This is a genomic window from Paenibacillus albiflavus (assembly GCF_004344915.1).
Classification (GTDB): domain Bacteria; phylum Bacillota; class Bacilli; order Paenibacillales; family NBRC-103111; genus Paenibacillus_AM; species Paenibacillus_AM albiflavus.
Map to the genome: position 1 here is coordinate 1 of NZ_SKFG01000069.1, position 363 is coordinate 363.

At 44.4% G+C, this 363-nt stretch carries 2 tRNA genes; both read right to left on the reverse strand.

Going from position 1 to position 363, the window contains the following annotated elements:
- Positions 1-175: 175 nt before the first annotated feature.
- Positions 176-251 (reverse strand) — tRNA-Ala (locus E0485_RS24400).
- Positions 252-278: 27 nt separating this feature from the next.
- A tRNA-Ile gene (locus E0485_RS24405) sits at positions 279-355 on the reverse strand.
- Between the last annotated feature and the right edge of the window lie 8 nt (positions 356-363).

Consider the following 363-nt stretch of genomic DNA (forward strand, 5'->3'; position numbering starts at 1 on the left):
TTCTCTTGATTGCTCAAGAAGAACATTAAGGATGTTTCTAAGCTCTTACATTTCGTTTCGCTATCTAGTTTTCAAGGAACAAAATTTGTTAGCCGTTTTTAGCGGCAAGAAGTATCTTATCATACTTCTTTTTCTCATTTCAACCTGTAATTTTTACCAGTTTGAAAGTCGAATTTGGTGGAGCCAAGCGGGATCGAACCGCTGACCTCCTGCTTGCAAGGCAGGCGCTCTCCCAGCTGAGCTATGGCCCCAAAAAAATCTTCAATATGAAGTTTAAATGGTGGGCCCTAGTGGACTCGAACCACCGACCTCACCCTTATCAGGGGTGCGCTCTAACCAGCTGAGCTAAGGGCCCTCAAAGTT